The organism is Bradyrhizobium sp., assembly GCF_030654605.1.
Taxonomy (GTDB): domain Bacteria; phylum Pseudomonadota; class Alphaproteobacteria; order Rhizobiales; family Xanthobacteraceae; genus Bradyrhizobium.
In genome coordinates this window covers 1-15918 of sequence record NZ_JAURXB010000085.1, presented here as the reverse complement: position 1 = coordinate 15918, position 15918 = coordinate 1, and the positions used below count along the sequence as shown (strand labels likewise).

The window sequence follows — 15918 nt, the reverse complement described above, 5'->3', positions numbered from 1 at the left end:
CCGCAGCGTAAGGCAGATGCGGCTTCCGCCAGGCCGTCGCGTGAGCTTTCCGCTATCGAAATCGCAACCATCATGGACGAAATCGGCCGCCGCGCGCGCGAAGCCGCCGCGCATCTGGCCAATCGGGACGGCAAGGCGATGGAATCCGCACTGTATTGCGCCGCCGCCTCGATGCGCGCCAATGTGGATCTGATTTTGAAAGCCAATGCAAAAGATATGGCGGCGGCGCAGGCGGCTGGCCTGCCCGCCTCGATGCTCGACCGGCTGAAGCTGGACGATGCGCGCATTGCCGCGATGGTGCGCAGCCTGGATGAAATCGCCGCCATGCCCAATCCGGTGGGCCAGGTGCTGACCGGCTGGGATCGTCCCAATGGGCTGCATATTGAACGGATCAGCGTGCCGCTGGGCGTGATCGGCATCATTTATGAAAGCCGCCCCAATGTGACGGCGGATGCGGCCGCCCTGTGCCTGCGCGCGGGCAATGCGGTGATTTTGCGCGGCGGTTCGGAAAGCTATTATTCCAGCCGCGCCATTCATGACTGTATTGTGGAAGGCCTGAACGCCGCGAAAATTCCCGAAGGCGCGGTGCAGCGGGTGCCGACCATCGACCGTGCGGCGGTGGGTTATATGCTGGGCAATATGACGCAATATATTGACGTGATCGTGCCGCGTGGCGGGCGCAGCCTGACCGAGCGCGTGACGCGCGACGCCCGCGTGCCGGTGATGGGCCATCTGGATGGGCTGGTGCATGTCTATGTGGATGGCAAGGCCGATCTGGAAATGGCGCGCAGGATTGTGATCAACGCCAAAATGCGGCGCACCGGAATTTGCGGCGCGGCGGAAACCTTGCTGATTGATCGCCGCTGTGCGGCAACGCATCTGCCGGCGCTGGTAGCCGATCTGATCGGGGCTGGCTGCGAAGTGCGCGGCGCGGAGGATGTGCAGGCGTTTGATCCGCGCGTCAAACCGGTGGCCGAGGCCGACTGGACGACGGAATATCTGGACGCGATCATTTCCGTTCGCATTGTAGACGGGGTGGATGAAGCCATCGCGCATATAAGGCGCTATGGCTCGCAACACACCGAATCCATCATCACCGATGACACGCCAACAGCGGAGCGTTTTTTGTCGCAGATCGACAGCGCCATTGTCATGCACAATGCCTCGACCCAGTTCGCCGATGGCGGCGAGTTCGGGTTTGGCGCGGAAATCGGCATCGCCACCGGCAAATTCCACGCCCGCGGCCCTGTCGGCGCCGAGCAACTGACCAGCTTCAAGTATCGCGTGCACGGCACCGGACAGACGCGGCCGTGAAGGCCTTCTTGCAAATTCGGCACCGGCTTGGGGCCGCCCTGATGAATGAGGCAAATACCGCTGTCATCGCCCGGCTTGACCGGGCGACCCAGTATTCCAGAGACGGTCGGGTTCAACCGATAGGCCGCAGCGTAATGGATCGCCCGGTCAAGCCGGGCGACGACAGTCTTGTTGTTGCAGGCGGCCTGCCCAGCTTCTTCCTGGCGCGGTGGCCCCGTTGAGCTCAGTCGCAGCGCTTTCGGTCGCCCAATCCATCCCGCTCTACAGCAACGGCATGCGCATCGGCCTGCTCGGCGGCTCGTTCAATCCGCCGCATCTCGCGCATCGCGCCATCAGCCTGTTCGCGATCAAGCGTCTGAAGCTCGACCGCGTTTGGTGGCTGGTGACTCCGGGCAATCCGCTCAAGGAAAACGGCGGATTGCATGATCTCGACGCGCGCGCCGAAGCGGCGCGAGAGATGGCCGATGATCCGCGCATCGATATCAGCTGTCTCGAATCCGTCATTGGAACGCGCTACACTGTCGATACCGTCAGCTACCTGCGCCGCCGCGCTTCCGGCCTGCGCTTCATCTGGATCATGGGCGCCGACAACCTTGCGCAATTCCACCGCTGGCAGAACTGGCGGCGGATCGCCTCCGAGATGCCGATCGCGGTGATCGACCGTCCGCCGCAAAGCTTTCGTGCGCTCGCAGCACCCGCGGCCCAGGCGCTGGCGCGCTATCGCCTGCCCGAGAATCAGGCAGGCCGGCTGGCCGACCAGCGCGCGCCGGCCTGGGTGTTTCTGACCGGCATGAAGCTGAACCTGTCATCGACCGGCCTGCGGAACCCGGACGGCAGCTGGAAGGCAAAGAAGTAACAGTCGGAGTCGAAGTGAGAGCCGGGGTTCACTGGAATATTGAAACCATTAACCCCACATGCCTAGAATAGCCCGTGGATGCCAAGATTCGGTGTTCGCGATACAGTGAAAGGAATGGTCCCTGACCACATCTGTATTGTCCAAGTCTGTTTTACCCAAGGTTGCGAAAACGGCCGAAAAAACCGCACCCAAAACCGCGCGTAAGACATCGACCAAAGCTGTCGCCTTGAAGGCGCTACCCGACGCCGACAAGACCCTGAACCTGATCCTCTCCCGCCTCGACGACATGAAGGCGGAAGAAACGGTCACCATCGACCTTCGCGGCAAATCGGCATTTTCCGACTACATGATCGTCACGACCGGCCGGGCCAACCGGCATGTCGGCGCGATCGCGGAAAATGTCGCCAAGGGCCTCAAGGAAAACGGAATCAAGAAGCTTCACATCGAGGGCTTGCCCAATTGCGACTGGGTGCTGATCGATTCCGGCGACGTGATCGTGCACGTATTCCGACCCGAAGTGCGCGAATTCTACAATCTCGAGAGATTGTGGACCCAGGGCCCGACGGCGGCGGCGACGTAGACCGATCGGTTTGGGCCGATCGGTTGCGCCGATGCAGATCGGCTGAGCGCACGGTAGCGTGCGGCGCGCCGACGCGCGTGGACGCGCGAATGCGCGTGGAAATGCAGATATGCGCCTCGTCGTCGTCTCAATCGGCCGGCTGAAGCAAGGTCCGGAGCGGGAACTCGCTGAGCGGTATCGCGAGCGGTTCGGCGACATCGGCCGCAAACTCGGCTTCCGCGGGCTCGAGATTCATGAAATCCCGGAAAGCCGCGCGCGCGACGCCGCAACCCGGATATCCGAGGAAGCCGCGGCGATTTCGGCCGCAATCCCGGAGAAATCCGTGCTGGTGGCGCTGGATGAGCACGGCGACAACATCGACAGCGCCGCCTTCGCCCGGCATCTTGGCCGCTGGCGCGACGAGGGCCTCGCCAACACTATTTTCGCGATAGGCGGCGCGGACGGACTTTCGCCCGATTTGCGGCGCAAGGCTAAACTCTGCGTTGCGTTCGGCGCCGCGACCTGGCCGCACCAGATGGTTCGCGTGATGCTTCTGGAACAGATTTACCGGGCCGCGACCATTTTGGCGGGCCACCCCTATCACCGCGCCTAGAGAGCACCGATCGGATTGATGCAGCCAACGCGGAACATTCAATCGTACCCAGGCACCGTCCGTCGCGGTCAGCTGTGTTCGGTCCGCATACCGCTTTCCATCGCATTGCTGACGGCCGGCCTCCACCTTGAGCCCGCGGCCGCCCAGGTCGCAGCAACCCCGCCGCAGACCGTCGCAACTTCGCCCGACGCCATCAAGCAGCGCGAGCAGGAACTCGAAGCCACCCGCGCGCAGCAGAAGAGCGCCGCGGAATTGCAGGCGAAGCTCAAGGCCGATATCGCGGCGATCGGACAGGATCGCAGCAAGCTCAATGCGCAGCTGATCGACATCGCCGCCCAGGTGCGCGGCGTCGAGACAAGGATCGGCGATGCCGAAGCCCGGCTCCGCCCGCTCGACAGCCGCGAGCAGCAAATGCGCGGTTCGCTGGACTCGCGCCGTTCCGAAATCATCGAAGTGCTGGCGGCGCTGCAGCGCGCGGGAAGGCGCACGCCGCCGGCGCTGCTGGTGCGACCGGAAGACGCGCTGCAATCGCTGCGTACCGCCATGCTGCTGGGATCCGTGGTCCCCGAACTGCGCGGGCGCGCGGAGAAACTGGCCAGCGACCTCGCCGAGCTGGTGGCGTTGCGCAAGACCATCGCCACCGAGCGCGACCGGCTTGCTTCCGACCGCGACAAGCTGCGGGACGACCAGACCCGGATGGCCGCCCTGGTCGAGGAACGCCAGCGCAAGCAGAGCGCGACCGAAAAGGACATGGAGGCGGAGGGCGCCCGCGCCATCGCCCTCTCCAAACAGGTCGACAGCCTGCAGGGCCTGATCGGCAAAATGGAGCAGGATCTGAAGAGTGCCGCGAAAGCGGCCGCGACCGCCAATCTGCAGGGCGCACCGACCGGCAAGCCCAATCTGGGGGCGCTGAAGGACCCCGCCCGGATGAGCCCGGCCATTGCCTTTGCGTCCGCCAAGGGCTTATTCGCAATGCCGGTTAATGGCAGCAAGATTCGCGAATTTGGCGGTTCCGACGGTGCAGGCGGCGTAGAAAAAGGCATTTCTTTGGCAACCCGGGTCGGCGCCCAGGTCACAACACCGTGTGACGGCTGGGTTGTTTACGCCGGACCGTTCCGCAGCTACGGACAACTCTTGATCCTCAACGCCGGGGGCGGGTATCATGTGTTGATCGCCGGGATGGAGCGCATTTCGGTTAACATCGGCCAGTTTGTACTTACGGGGGAGCCGGTCGCGACCATGGGAACGAGATCCCAGGTTGCATCCATCCTTGCCACCAATGCGAGTCAGCCCGTGCTCTATGTCGAGTTTCGCAAGGACGGCACTCCAATCGATTCAGGTCCATGGTGGGCCGCAAATGAAGGCGAAAAGGTTCGCGGATGATGCGCAAGACTTCTGTAATTCTCCTTAGCGCCGCGACCGGCGCGGCATTGACGCTGTTCGTGACCCAGCCCCGCGCCGTCCTGATGGGATCGAGCGCGCGTGCCGCGACATCGGACACCTATCGCCAGCTCAATCTGTTCGGCGATGTGTTCGAGCGGGTTCGCAGCGACTATGTCGAGAAGCCCGACGACGGCAAGCTGGTCGAATCCGCCATCAGCGGCATGCTGACCGGCCTCGATCCGCATTCCAGCTACATGGACGCCAAGAGCTTCCGCGACATGCAGGTGCAGACCCGCGGCGAATTCGGCGGTCTCGGCATCGAAGTCACGATGGAAGACGGCCTGATCAAGGTGGTCTCGCCGATCGACGACACGCCCGCCTCCAAGGCCGGCGTGATGGCCAACGACATCATCACCAACCTTGACGATGAAGCCGTGCAGGGCCTCACCCTCAATCAGGCGGTCGAGAAGATGCGCGGCCCGGTCAACACCAAGATCCGGCTGAAGATCATCCGCAAGGGCCAGGACAATCCGATCGAGGTCACCCTGGTGCGCGACAACATCCGCGTCCGTTCGGTCCGCGCCCGCACCGAGAGCGACGATATCGGCTATATCCGCATCACCACCTTCAACGAGCAGACCACCGAAGGCCTGAAGCGGGAAATCGGCAACCTCACCACGCAGATCGGTGCCGACAAGCTGAAGGGCTTCATCATCGACATGCGCAACAATCCCGGCGGATTGCTGGAAGAAGCGGTGACCGTTTCCGACGCCTTCCTCGAGCGCGGCGAGATCGTTTCGACCCGCGGCCGCAATGCCGAGGAAACCCAGCGCCGCGCCGCCCATGCGGGCGACCTGACCAAGGGCAAGCCGGTGATCGTTCTGATCAATGGCGGTTCGGCATCGGCATCGGAAATCGTCGCCGGCGCGTTGCAGGACCACAAGCGGGCGACGCTGGTCGGCACCCGCTCGTTCGGCAAGGGCTCGGTGCAGACCATCATTCCGCTCGGAAGCGGCAACGGCGCGCTGCGTCTCACCACCGCGCGCTACTTCACGCCATCGGGCAAATCGATCCAGGCCAAGGGCATCGTTCCCGATATCGAGGTACTGCAGGACGTGCCGGACGAATTGAAGTCGCGAACCGACACCAAGGGCGAGGCCTCACTGCGCGGCCATCTGAAGTCCGAGGGCGACGAGAAGACCGGCTCGCAATCCTACGTGCCGCCGGACGCCAAGAACGACAAGGCCCTGAAGATGGCAGCCGACCTGCTGCACGGCATCAAGGTCAATGCCAGCGCGCCGACCGGCGACAAGGCAGCGATCGACAAGCCCGCCAGCAAGGTGGCGAACTGATTGGGCCCCTCTCACGGGGATTTGCGAACAGGGCGGCCTTCGGGCCGCCCTTTTTGCTGGAGGGCTCCACCGGTTCCCGGCCGCGTCCTGACTGCGTCTTTCGCCGGACGCTCGGCGTAGCGCATCTGCCGCGGTCTCGCCTCGCCGTGGTATCGTCGACCCCGTTGATTCGGGGAGACCTATGGCAGAGACGGCCGACGATCTGAGCACACCGCTCGGACAGCAGACGGCGCGCCGGAAGCGCCGTTTCCGGCTGCCGTTTACCGGTATTCAGGCACTTGCCGGCTTGCTGGGTCTGTTTCTGGCTGTCTTTGCGGGCTTCGCCATCTTCGGCGACAATCCGCTGGGCGGCGAGCCGGTGGTGCGCATCGCGCTGCGTCCACCAGCCACGCCGCCCGGCCAGGGCGAAAAATCCGCCATGGCGCCCCCGGGCGTCGCCGAGCCCGCCAAATCCGCTTCCAAACAGGCAGCATCAGCCGAGCAAAAGACCGTCACCATCATCGACGGCTCCAGCGGCAAGCGCCAGGATGTCGTGATCGGCGGCGACGCCGCCGACAAGGCGCCCGCCATGATGGCCGGGGTGGAACAGCGCCTGCTTGAAAAATCACGCTACGGCATGATCCCGACCATGTTCGAAGGCCAAAAGCCCTTCACCGTTTACGCCGCCGAAACCGACCGTGCCAAGGCGGCCAAAATGCCCGTGGTGTCGATCGTCGTCGCCGGCCTCGGGGTCGGCGCGGCCAAGACCACCGACGCGATCATGAAGCTGCCATCCGCGGTGACGCTGGCGTTTACGCCCTACGGCTCGGATCCCTCCAAACTGGCCGAACGGGCGCGCGCGCAGCGTCACGAGATTCTGCTGCAGATTCCGATGGAGCCGTTCGACTATCCCGACAACGACCCCGGTCCGCAAACCCTGCTCACGACGCTTTCGGCCGATGCCAATCTGGACCGGCTGTACTGGCATCTCAGCCGCTTTCAGGGCTATGCCGGAATCGCCAATTTCATGGGCGCGCGTTTCGTCGTCACCGACGCCGTGATGCAGCCGATCATCCGCGAGGCCGCCAAGCGCGGGCTCGGCTATCTCGACGACGGCTCGGCGCCGCGCTCCACCGCGCCGGCTCTGGCGGCGGCCCAGGCGATGCCGTTCGCCAAGGCCGATTTCGCCATCGACGCGGTGCCTACCGCGGCGGAGATCGACCGGGCGCTCGCCAAGCTGGAGAGTCTGGCGAAGGAGCGCGGGACCGCCATCGGCGTCGCCTCGGCGCTGCCGATTTCGATCGAGCGGATCGGCGTCTGGAGCAAGGCACTCGAGAGCCGTGGCATCATGCTTGTGCCATTGACAACGGCGATGCTGAAATCAAGATCGGGCTGATGACCGGCTGGCGCGGCTTCGGACCCGGGGTCGTGCCGCCAGCTCAACACCAGTGACTGCAAGAGGTTTGCAAAGGGCTTGAACGGAATGGCGCGCTACGAAGACCTGCCCTATCGGACATGCGTCGGCATGATGCTGATCAACGCAGCGGGGCTCGTCTTTATCGGTCGCCGCGCCGGCGGCATCGAACATGTCGACGAGACCCACGTCTGGCAGATGCCGCAGGGCGGCGTCGATCCCGGCGAGGACACCTGGGAGGCGGCGAAGCGCGAACTCTACGAGGAAACCAGCGTCCGCTCGGTCGAGAAGCTCGGCGAGATCCAGGACTGGCTGATCTACGACATTCCGCGCACCGTGGCCGGCCGCACCTGGAAGGGACGCTATCGCGGCCAGCGCCAGAAATGGTTCGCGGTCCGCTTCACCGGCAAGGACAATGAGATCAATGTCGCGAGCCCCGGCGGCGGCCACAAGGCGGAGTTCGTCAACTGGCGCTGGGAGCCGATGAAGAATCTGCCCAATTTGATCGTTCCGTTCAAGCGCCCGGTCTATGAGCGCGTGGTAAAGGAATTTTCCGACCTGGCCGGCAGCTAGGTTCGGATGTCCGAGAGCAAACCCTATCGCCCCAATGTGGGCATCGCGCTGTTCAACGACGCCGGTCAGGTTCTGATCGGACGGCGTTTCAGGGACGACGGACCGGAGATCATTCTTCCTGGCCTGGAATGGCAGATGCCGCAGGGCGGCATCGACGCCGACGAGAATCCGCGCGACGCGGTGATGCGCGAATTATGGGAAGAGACCGGCGTCAGGCACGCCAACTATCTCGGCGAAACCGGCTGGCTGACCTACGAGTTTCCGGCCTATGACGGACCACCGTCGCACCGGCTGGCAAAATTCCGCGGCCAGCGCCAGAAATGGTTCGCGCTGCGCTTTGCGGGAGACGACGCCGACATCGATCCCTTGACGCCGCGCAACGACCAGCCGGCAGAATTCGACCAGTGGCGCTGGGAAGGACTCGACCGCGTCGCCGATCTCGTGGTGCCGTTCCGGCGCGAGGTGTACCGGACGGTGGCGCGGGAGTTCGCTAAGTTCGCCCGGTAACGAAGCGGCTTGGCTTTTTCTTACCTCTCCCGCTTGCGGGGGAGGTCGACGCGCGAAGCGCGGCGGGTGGGGGAACTCTATCCGCTGGCGCCGGCACTTGCGGAGACACCCCCACCCCAACCCACCCCCGCAAGCGGGCGAGGGCGTGCGAGCGGGGCGCGACCGGCACCGGGACTGAGCCCGAAAAGCCGAAAGCGGTTTTCGGGAAAGAATGTGCTCGGTGAAGGGCTAAACGACGGGTCGGATTCCGAGCTGATCGGACCCTAGTGCATCGCGGTTGCGCTGAGCTGATGCTGGATGCTCTTGAAATGATCGAGCCGCGCAATCTCGCGATCGAGTCCCTCGCCGTCTTTTTCGGCGAGCTTGGCTTCCATCTCGGCGATGATGTCGGCGAGCTGCGCCCGGTCCAGATCCTCGATCGAGGTCGCGACGTCGGCCAGCACCGTGAGGCCCTTTTCGGAGACCTCGGCGAGGCCGCCGAGCACGATGATCTTCTGCTGCGTGCCGCCTGACGTCACCGTCAGGATGCCCGGGCGGATCGCGGCCACCACGGGCGCATGGCCGGCGAGCACGCCGAAATCGCCCTCGATGCCGGGCACGTCGACCTGATCGACCTCGCCGGAGAAAGCGAGTTTTTCGGGCGAGACGAGATCGAAGTGGAAGGTAGCCATGAAGAACCTGCGAATGGTGTGTGGCGAATAGCGAGTGGCGAAGGGAGAGGAGCTATTCGCTACTCCCCATACGCCATTTGCCCCTTAAGCTGCTTCCGCCGCGAGCTTCTTGCCCTTTTCGACGGCTTCCTCGATGGCGCCGACCATGTAGAAGGCGGCTTCCGGAAGGTGATCGTACTTGCCTTCGCAGATGGCGCGGAAACCCTTGATGGTGTCGGCGAGGTCGACGAACTTGCCCGGCGAACCCGTGAAGATTTCGGCGACGTGGAACGGCTGCGACAGGAAGCGCTCGATCTTGCGGGCGCGGGCGACCGCGATCTTGTCCTCTTCCGACAATTCGTCCATGCCGAGAATGGCGATGATGTCCTGCAGCGACTTGTAGCGCTGCAGCACCTGCTGGACCATACGCGCGGTCTGGTAGTGCTCCTCGCCGACGATCAGCGGCGACAGCATGCGCGAGGTGGAGTCGAGCGGGTCGACCGCGGGATAGATGCCCTTTTCCGAGATCGCGCGGTTCAGCACCGTGGTGGCGTCAAGATGCGCGAACGAGGTGGCGGGCGCGGGATCGGTCAAGTCGTCGGCCGGCACGTAGATCGCCTGCACCGAGGTGATCGAACCCTTGTGCGTGGTGGTGATGCGCTCCTGCAGCGCGCCCATGTCGGTGGCCAGCGTCGGCTGATAGCCCACCGCGGAAGGAATACGGCCGAGCAGCGCCGACACTTCGGAGCCTGCCTGGGTGAAGCGGAAGATGTTGTCGATGAAGAACAGCACGTCCTGGCCCTGATCGCGGAAATGCTCGGCTACCGTGAGACCCGACAGCGCGACGCGCATGCGGGCGCCGGGCGGCTCGTTCATCTGGCCGAACACCAGGGCGCATTTCGACTTGACGCTCGGGTCGGGATTATGCGGATCGGCATTGACCTTGGACTCGATGAACTCGTGATAGAGGTCGTTGCCTTCGCGGGTTCGCTCGCCGACGCCGGCGAACACCGAGTTGCCGCCATGCGCCTTCGCGACGTTGTTGATCAGTTCCTGAATCAGCACGGTCTTGCCGACGCCGGCGCCGCCGAACAGGCCGATCTTGCCGCCCTTGGCGTAGGGCGCCAGCAGGTCGACGACCTTGATGCCGGTGACGAGAATTTCAGCTTCGGTGGCCTGGTCGGTATAGGTCGGCGCTTCCGCATGGATCGGGCGCAGGCCTTCGGAGGCGATCGGACCGCCTTCGTCGATCGGCTGGCCGATCACGTTCATGATGCGGCCCAGCGTGCCGGCGCCGACCGGCACCTGGATCGGGCTGCCGGTGTCGTTGACTTCCTGGCCGCGGACCAGACCCTCGGTGGTGTCCATCGCGATGGTGCGCACCGTGGATTCGCCGAGATGCTGCGCAACCTCGAGCACCAGACGGTTGGTTCCGTTCATGGTGGTGATGGCGCTGAGAATCGCCGGCAGATGTCCTTCGAACTGCACGTCAACGACGGCGCCGATGACTTGCGTGACGCGTCCGGTCTGGTTGGCGGGTGTAGCCATAAAACTCTCTCCTTGAAGTCCGAAAACTTAAAGCGCCTCGGCGCCGGAGATGATCTCGATCAGCTCCTTGGTGATCATCGCCTGACGGGTGCGGTTGTAGATAAGGGTCTGCTTGCGGATCATGTCGCCGGCGTTGCGGGTGGCGTTGTCCATCGCGCTCATCTGCGCGCCGTAGAACGAAGCATTGTTTTCCAGCAGCGCGCGGAAAATCTGCACCGCCAGATTGCGCGGCAGCAGGCCGCTCAGGATCTCGTCTTCTTCCGGCTCGTACTCGTAGGATGTCGCCGGACCGGCATTGGCGGCGGGCGCTTCCACGACCAGCGGAATGATCTGCTGTGCGGTCGGGATCTGCGAGATCACCGACTTGAAGCGCGAATAGAACAGCGTGCAGACGTCGAACTCGCCGGCACCGAAGCGCGCGATGACCTTCTTTGCGATATCCTCGGCGTTGACGAAACCGAGCTGGCGGACCGAGCGCAATTCGACGTTTTCGACGATCTGCCGCTCGAAGGTGCGTCGCAATTGCTCGAAGCCTTTGCGGCCGACGCAAAAGAACTTGACTTCCTTGCCCTGGTTCATCAGCGCCAGCGCGCGCTCGCGGGCGAGCCGCACGATCGACGAGTTGAACGCGCCGGACAGGCCGCGCTCGCCGGTGCAGACCAGGAACAGGTGCACATGATCCTTGCCGGTGCCGGCCAGCAGCGCCGGGGCGCCGGGCGAACCGGCGGCGGCGCTGGCGATGTTGGAAATCACCGCATCCATTTTTTCGGCATAGGGCCGCGCCGCCTCGGCGGCGCTCTGCGCGCGGCGCAGCTTGGAGGCTGCGACCATCTGCATGGCCTTGGTGATCTTCTGCGTCGCCTTGGTGGAGGCGATGCGGACCCGCATGTCTTTCAGTGAAGCCATTCTCAGTTCACCCCGGCGATCCGATACTCGATCTGACCGCAAACCCTTCGTTCGTCATGCCCGGCCTTGTGCCGGGCATCCACGTCTTGCCGTCATCCACGCCCCAAGACGTGGATGGCCGGGTCAAGCCCGGCCATGACGGCATTTTTTAAGCAAACGTCTTGGCGTAACTCTCGACCACGGCCTTGAGCTTGGCGGCGGTATCGTCGCTGAGATCGCGGCTGTCGCGGATGGTATTGAGGATGTCGACGTTCTTGCCGCGCAGCAGCGACAAGAGGCCGTCTTCGAAGCTGCGGACCTTGGCGACCGGCAGCGTGTCGAGATAGCCGTTGACGCCGGCGTAGATCACCACGACCTGCTCTTCCATCTTCAGCGGCGAGAACTGCGGCTGCTTCAGGAGCTCGGTGAGGCGCGAACCGCGGTTCAGCAGGCGCTGCGTCGAGGCGTCGAGATCGCTTCCGAACTGCGCGAACGCCGCCATTTCGCGGTACTGCGCCAGCTCGCCCTTGATCTTGCCGGCGACCTTCTTCATCGCCTTGGTCTGCGCCGACGATCCGACGCGCGACACCGACAGGCCGACGTTCACCGCCGGACGGATGCCCTGGAAGAACAGGTCGGTTTCCAGGAAGATCTGGCCGTCGGTAATCGAGATCACGTTGGTCGGGATGTAGGCCGACACGTCGTTGGCCTGGGTTTCGATGATCGGCAGCGCCGTCAGCGAGCCCGAGCCCTGGGAGTCGTTGAGCTTGGCGGCGCGCTCGAGCAGGCGGGAATGCAGATAGAACACGTCGCCGGGATAGGCTTCGCGGCCCGGCGGACGGCGCAGCAACAGCGACATCTGGCGGTAGGCGACGGCCTGCTTCGACAGATCGTCATAGATGATGACGGCGTGCATGCCGTTGTCGCGGAAATATTCGCCCATGGTGCAGCCGGTGAACGGCGCGATGTACTGCATCGGTGCCGGATCGGACGCAGTGGCCGCGACGATGATCGAATATTCCAGCGCACCCTGCTCTTCGAGCACCTTGACGAACTGGGCGACCGTGGAGCGCTTCTGGCCGATCGCGACATAGACGCAATACAGCTTGATCTTCTCGTCGGTCTGCGCGTTGAGCGGCTTCTGGTTCAGAATGGTGTCGAGCGCGATCGCGGTCTTGCCGGTCTGACGGTCACCGATGATCAGCTCGCGCTGGCCGCGGCCGACCGGGATCAGGGCGTCGATCGCCTTCAGGCCGGTTGCCATCGGCTCGTTGACCGATTTGCGCGGGATGATGCCGGGCGCCTTGACGTCGACGCGCATGCGCTTGTCGGCCTGGATCGGGCCCTTGCCGTCGATCGGATTGCCGAGCGCGTCGACGACGCGGCCGAGCAGGCCCTTGCCGACCGGCGTATCGACGATGGCGCGGGTGCGCTTGACGGTCTGGCCTTCCTTGATCTCGCGGTCGGCGCCGAAGATCACGATGCCGACGTTGTCGGTTTCGAGGTTCAGCGCCATGCCGCGGGTGCCGTTCTCGAATTCGACCATTTCGCCGGCCTGGACGTTGTCGAGGCCGTAGACGCGGGCAATGCCGTCGCCGACGGACAACACCTGTCCGACTTCGGAAACCTCAGCCTCCTGGCCGAAATTCTTGATCTGGTCCTTGAGGATCGCGGAAATTTCCGCGGCGCGGATGTCCATCAGCCTGCCTCTTTCATCGCGTGCTTGATCGAATTGAGTTTGGTGCGAAGCGAACTATCCACCATGCGGCTGCCAAGCTTGACGACCAGGCCACCGATGATCGAGGGATCGACATTCACGTTGAGCGCGACGTCCTTGCCCGTTACCGATTTCAGGGCGGTCTTCAGGGCGTCGAGATTCTTGTCACTGAGCTTTTCGGCGACCGTCACGTCGGCGGTGGCCTCGCCCTTGAACTTCGCCACCAGCGCGCGGAACGCGCGGATCACGTCGGTGACGGCGAACAGCCGGCGGTTGGCGGTAAGGACCTTGAGGAACCTGGCGGCAACGCCCGAAATTCCTGCTTTGTCGAGCACGGCGGCCAGCGCCCGCGACTGCTCGCCCGCCGAGAAAACCGGGCTGCGGACCAGCCGCTTCAGATCGGTGCTATCGGCCAGCATGGCCTCGAATTTTTCGAGATCGGCCTTGACCGCATCGATGGATTTTTCATCGCGCGCCAGCTCGAACAGAGCCGTTGCGTAACGACCGGACACTCCCGAAACCGACGGATCTTCAGCAGCCACTGGCACGCTCTTTTTTGCTGTCAAACTCGCAAGGGAAAAACCGTCGCCACGATGCGGCGCCTAGCGATCCAAGCCCTTGGAATTCAAGCGGGACTTCGATTTACGACCGGCACTGACAGCACCGGGCTCGTTAAAATCGCGGCTTTGCTAACATAGCAAGAGCGCAGGTGCAACATGACCGCGGCGACTGGCGATGCCTTGTCGCAGGTTCTTTTGACGTGATCGCCGAAGGCATTTTGCGGCGAATCCGGCGCCGCAAATTTGGCGGCCATCCTTCCTGCCGCCAGCGCGCTGCTCATGAGTACCCATTCGTCCCTGCGGCAGCTGCATGGCTCCCATGACTGACCGGCAGGAACGGCAGCGGCTCCCGAGCCATTCAGTGCTGGTCATTACTTGCGCAATCCCCGCCGGGACTGACGATGACTTTGCTTGCCAGTATTTCAAAGTAATAAATGGTAAATAAATTATTAACCCGTAAGATTACGGAACATTTATTGATTACCTGAATTAGGTCACAAGATGTTTCAGGTTGAATAGAAAACGGACTACTGCCCAGCTTACGCCTTATTAGCCCACCAAACGGCAGCCACTCACATTGGGACGGGGGTTCCACTTGCCACATATGTGGCATTACTATCTTGAGGGACTGTTTGTATGCTGACTTCCAATAACCCGACACTGGGAAAAATAACCCGGTCGCGCACGGCGCTAGCTCTTTTCGCCGCAACTCTCCTGCTCGGCGCAGGCGTCACCGAAGCCGCCGCCAAATCCAAAAAACATCACCATCATCATTCCCACCACGGGGCCAAATCGAAGGCGTCCCTGCTCAACGCCAATGCGGCGATCGCGCCTTCGTCCGGTTCCGGACGCAGCTTCTCGGGAATGGCTTCCTTCTATGGCAACGAGTCCGGCAGCAAGACCGCGTCGGGCCAGCGCTTCAACCAGAACGCCATGACCGCCGCTCACCGCTCCCTGCCGTTCGGCACCAGGGTGAAGGTCACCCATGGCAGCCAGAGCGTCGTCGTCACCATCAATGACCGCGGCCCGTTCATCAAGGGACGCGTGCTCGACCTGTCGACCGGCGCTGCGCGCGCCGTCGGTCTGACCAGCCGCGGCGTCGGCCGAGTGGTCGCCGAGGTCATGTAACCGCTTCGGGCGTTTTGAGCGCCCATCGTTTCCTGAAAGTTCAGTAAGCGTTGCGTCAGAGTACGGCCGCAGAGTTTCCTGCGTGCCGAAGCAGAGCCTGCCGTCACCCATGACGGCAGGCTTTTTTTGTGCGCGCCGCCCTCTCAGCGTCATTGCGAGCGCAATCACCTGTCTACAAGAAACTCTGCGGATCGACGTCGACCTCGAGCTTGAGCGTGCCTTTGGTCTTCGGCGCCGCAGCCAGCCATTCGCGCAGATATTCCGACAGGTCGACATTGCGCAGCGACTTTACCAATAGCCGGAAGCGATAGCGGCCCTTGATCACGGCGAGCGGCGCTTCGGCGGGACCCAGCACGTGGATCCGTTCGTCGATCGGCGCGATCGCCGCCAGTTTTCGCGCAAAACCTTCCGCGGTGGGGCGGTCGCCCGCCGAAATGATCAGGCTGGCGAGCCGGCCGAACGGCGGATAGCCTGATCGTTCGCGCGCGTCGATCTCGCTGGCGTAGAACGCCTCGCGATCGCAGGCCACCAGCGCTTTCATCACGGGATGTTCGGGCTGATGGGTCTGCAAATAGCCGACGCCGCGGCCCTGCTCGCGGCCGGCGCGGCCGATCACCTGGTTGAGCAACTGGAAGGTCCGCTCGGCGGCGCGCGGATCGCCGTTGCTGAGGCCCAGATCGGCGTCGATCACGCCGACCAGATTGAGGCGCGGAAAATTATGGCCTTTTGCCACCAGCTGCGTTCCGATGATGATGTCCACGCGCCCGGCCGCGATCTCGTTCAACTCGCTGCGCATGGTCTCGATCGAGGTGATGAGGTCGCTCGACAGCACCATGGTGCGCGCGTCCGGAAACAATTGCGCGGCTTCTTCCTGCAGGCG

General features: G+C 63.5%; 17 protein-coding genes. 10 read left to right on the top strand and 7 right to left on the bottom strand.

What is annotated here, in order from left to right; translation table 11 throughout:
- The first annotated feature begins 72 nt into the window (after positions 1–72).
- The 9 genes from Q7U29_RS09150 to Q7U29_RS09110 all read left to right on the top strand — a co-directional run bounded on the left by Q7U29_RS09150 (position 73) and on the right by Q7U29_RS09110 (position 8550).
- A complete protein-coding gene (locus tag Q7U29_RS09150; RefSeq protein WP_304740622.1) occupies positions 73–1314 on the top strand; it encodes a glutamate-5-semialdehyde dehydrogenase in 1242 nt (413 codons plus the stop codon).
- Between the two features lie 217 nt (positions 1315–1531).
- Positions 1532–2170: a nicotinate-nucleotide adenylyltransferase gene (locus Q7U29_RS09145; RefSeq protein ID WP_304740620.1), complete on the top strand. Its 639-nt coding sequence runs from the start codon at positions 1532–1534 to the stop codon at positions 2168–2170.
- A 226-nt stretch (positions 2171–2396) separates the two neighbouring features.
- A complete protein-coding gene (rsfS, locus tag Q7U29_RS09140; protein ID WP_304740618.1) occupies positions 2397–2750 on the top strand; it encodes a ribosome silencing factor in 354 nt (117 codons plus the stop codon).
- A gap of 109 nt (positions 2751–2859) precedes the next feature.
- Positions 2860–3342: a 23S rRNA (pseudouridine(1915)-N(3))-methyltransferase RlmH gene (gene rlmH / locus Q7U29_RS09135; protein ID WP_304740624.1), complete on the top strand. Its 483-nt coding sequence runs from the start codon at positions 2860–2862 to the stop codon at positions 3340–3342.
- 18 nt (positions 3343–3360) lie between these two features.
- Positions 3361–4725: a murein hydrolase activator EnvC gene (locus Q7U29_RS09130; protein ID WP_370691720.1), complete on the top strand. Its 1365-nt coding sequence runs from the start codon at positions 3361–3363 to the stop codon at positions 4723–4725.
- Positions 4722–6077 carry a S41 family peptidase gene (locus Q7U29_RS09125; protein WP_304740614.1) on the top strand — a complete coding sequence of 452 codons (1356 nt, stop codon included), beginning with the start codon at positions 4722–4724 and terminating at the stop codon, positions 6075–6077. The genes Q7U29_RS09130 and Q7U29_RS09125 overlap by 4 nt, the downstream gene beginning before the upstream one ends.
- A gap of 181 nt (positions 6078–6258) precedes the next feature.
- Positions 6259–7452 (top strand): divergent polysaccharide deacetylase family protein, encoded by a 1194-nt coding sequence (locus Q7U29_RS09120; protein ID WP_304740612.1) that lies wholly within the window; start codon positions 6259–6261, stop codon positions 7450–7452.
- An 87-nt stretch (positions 7453–7539) separates the two neighbouring features.
- A complete protein-coding gene (locus Q7U29_RS09115; RefSeq protein ID WP_304740610.1) occupies positions 7540–8043 on the top strand; it encodes an RNA pyrophosphohydrolase in 504 nt (167 codons plus the stop codon).
- Between the two features lie 6 nt (positions 8044–8049).
- Positions 8050–8550, top strand: a complete 501-nt coding sequence (locus tag Q7U29_RS09110) for an RNA pyrophosphohydrolase (RefSeq protein WP_304740608.1) — start codon at positions 8050–8052, stop codon at positions 8548–8550.
- A 263-nt stretch (positions 8551–8813) separates the two neighbouring features.
- On the opposite strand, the gene Q7U29_RS09105 is transcribed toward Q7U29_RS09110, so the two are convergent.
- The 6 genes from Q7U29_RS09105 to Q7U29_RS09080 all read right to left on the bottom strand — a co-directional run bounded on the left by Q7U29_RS09105 (position 8814) and on the right by Q7U29_RS09080 (position 14191).
- Positions 8814–9221: a F0F1 ATP synthase subunit epsilon gene (locus tag Q7U29_RS09105; RefSeq protein ID WP_304740606.1), complete on the bottom strand. Its 408-nt coding sequence runs from the start codon at positions 9219–9221 to the stop codon at positions 8814–8816.
- A gap of 84 nt (positions 9222–9305) precedes the next feature.
- Positions 9306–10748 carry a F0F1 ATP synthase subunit beta gene (gene atpD / locus Q7U29_RS09100; protein ID WP_304740604.1) on the bottom strand — a complete coding sequence of 481 codons (1443 nt, stop codon included), beginning with the start codon at positions 10746–10748 and terminating at the stop codon, positions 9306–9308.
- A gap of 27 nt (positions 10749–10775) precedes the next feature.
- Positions 10776–11654 carry a F0F1 ATP synthase subunit gamma gene (locus Q7U29_RS09095; protein WP_304740602.1) on the bottom strand — a complete coding sequence of 293 codons (879 nt, stop codon included), beginning with the start codon at positions 11652–11654 and terminating at the stop codon, positions 10776–10778.
- 148 nt (positions 11655–11802) lie between these two features.
- Complete coding sequence (gene atpA, locus Q7U29_RS09090) at positions 11803–13332, bottom strand: F0F1 ATP synthase subunit alpha (protein ID WP_304740600.1); 1530 nt, start codon at positions 13330–13332, stop codon at positions 11803–11805.
- Positions 13332–13892 carry a F0F1 ATP synthase subunit delta gene (locus Q7U29_RS09085; protein ID WP_304740598.1) on the bottom strand — a complete coding sequence of 187 codons (561 nt, stop codon included), beginning with the start codon at positions 13890–13892 and terminating at the stop codon, positions 13332–13334. Before Q7U29_RS09085 ends, atpA begins: the two co-directional genes overlap by 1 nt.
- A gap of 83 nt (positions 13893–13975) precedes the next feature.
- Positions 13976–14191: a hypothetical protein gene (locus Q7U29_RS09080; protein ID WP_304740597.1), complete on the bottom strand. Its 216-nt coding sequence runs from the start codon at positions 14189–14191 to the stop codon at positions 13976–13978.
- A 355-nt stretch (positions 14192–14546) separates the two neighbouring features.
- Between Q7U29_RS09080 and Q7U29_RS09075 the strand changes: the two genes are divergently transcribed.
- On the top strand, positions 14547–15038 hold the full coding sequence (locus Q7U29_RS09075) for a septal ring lytic transglycosylase RlpA family protein (protein WP_304740595.1): 492 nt from the start codon (positions 14547–14549) through the stop codon (positions 15036–15038).
- 172 nt (positions 15039–15210) lie between these two features.
- Here the strand turns inward: Q7U29_RS09075 and Q7U29_RS09070 are convergent.
- Positions 15211–15918, bottom strand: a 708-nt coding sequence (locus Q7U29_RS09070; RefSeq protein ID WP_304740593.1) for a helicase-related protein, incomplete at its 5' end; no start/stop codon positions are given.

Coding starts and splice junctions, on each gene's coding strand:
- atpA (WP_304740600.1), bottom strand. CDS start 13,332: ATGGACATCCGCGCCGCGGAAATTTCCGCGATCCTCAAGGACCAGATC.
- rlmH (WP_304740624.1), top strand. CDS start 2,860: ATGCGCCTCGTCGTCGTCTCAATCGGCCGGCTGAAGCAAGGTCCGGAG.
- Q7U29_RS09095 (WP_304740602.1), bottom strand. CDS start 11,654: ATGGCTTCACTGAAAGACATGCGGGTCCGCATCGCCTCCACCAAGGCG.
- Q7U29_RS09130 (WP_370691720.1), top strand. CDS start 3,361: ATGCAGCCAACGCGGAACATTCAATCGTACCCAGGCACCGTCCGTCGC.
- Q7U29_RS09080 (WP_304740597.1), bottom strand. CDS start 14,191: ATGAGCAGCGCGCTGGCGGCAGGAAGGATGGCCGCCAAATTTGCGGCG.
- Q7U29_RS09105 (WP_304740606.1), bottom strand. CDS start 9,221: ATGGCTACCTTCCACTTCGATCTCGTCTCGCCCGAAAAACTCGCTTTC.
- Q7U29_RS09110 (WP_304740608.1), top strand. CDS start 8,050: ATGTCCGAGAGCAAACCCTATCGCCCCAATGTGGGCATCGCGCTGTTC.
- Q7U29_RS09120 (WP_304740612.1), top strand. CDS start 6,259: ATGGCAGAGACGGCCGACGATCTGAGCACACCGCTCGGACAGCAGACG.
- atpD (WP_304740604.1), bottom strand. CDS start 10,748: ATGGCTACACCCGCCAACCAGACCGGACGCGTCACGCAAGTCATCGGC.
- Q7U29_RS09125 (WP_304740614.1), top strand. CDS start 4,722: ATGATGCGCAAGACTTCTGTAATTCTCCTTAGCGCCGCGACCGGCGCG.
- Q7U29_RS09115 (WP_304740610.1), top strand. CDS start 7,540: ATGGCGCGCTACGAAGACCTGCCCTATCGGACATGCGTCGGCATGATG.
- Q7U29_RS09075 (WP_304740595.1), top strand. CDS start 14,547: ATGCTGACTTCCAATAACCCGACACTGGGAAAAATAACCCGGTCGCGC.
- Q7U29_RS09150 (WP_304740622.1), top strand. CDS start 73: ATGGACGAAATCGGCCGCCGCGCGCGCGAAGCCGCCGCGCATCTGGCC.